This is a genomic window from Sphaerospermopsis reniformis, from assembly GCF_005402885.1.
Taxonomy (GTDB): Bacteria; Cyanobacteriota; Cyanobacteriia; order Cyanobacteriales; family Nostocaceae; genus Sphaerospermopsis; species Sphaerospermopsis kisseleviana.
On the sequence record NZ_BJCE01000655.1, the window covers coordinates 1 to 247 of the forward strand.

The following is a 247-nucleotide window of genomic DNA, read 5'->3' on the forward strand; positions in this document are numbered from 1 at the left end:
GCGCTCAGTGCATCGCATGAACCGATTCAGGATAATATCCGGTGTAATTTTTGTAGGCTTCTACTTGAGATTTTAAGTCTCCTGATTCATTAAAGTTATCCCAACTAATATTGTCTAAAAATACATAGGGGTTGCTGAGAAAGTCTTTCCGTGAGGGCATAGGAGTCAGGAGTCAGGAGTCAGGAGTCAGGAGGAGATTTGAAAATTTCTTTGCCATCTCTTGAAATCCCAAAAAATGCACACTTTT

The 247-nt window shown here is 40.1% G+C and carries 1 protein-coding gene; it reads right to left on the minus strand.

The window, feature by feature from the left end; translation table 11 throughout:
* Positions 1–4 precede the first annotated feature (4 nt).
* Positions 5–160: a hypothetical protein gene (locus FFR48_RS28725; protein WP_162502010.1), complete on the minus strand. Its 156-nt coding sequence runs from the start codon at positions 158–160 to the stop codon at positions 5–7.
* Positions 161–247: the final 87 nt, after the last annotated feature.

Coding starts and splice junctions, on each gene's coding strand:
- FFR48_RS28725 (WP_162502010.1), bottom strand. CDS start 160: ATGCCCTCACGGAAAGACTTTCTCAGCAACCCCTATGTATTTTTAGAC.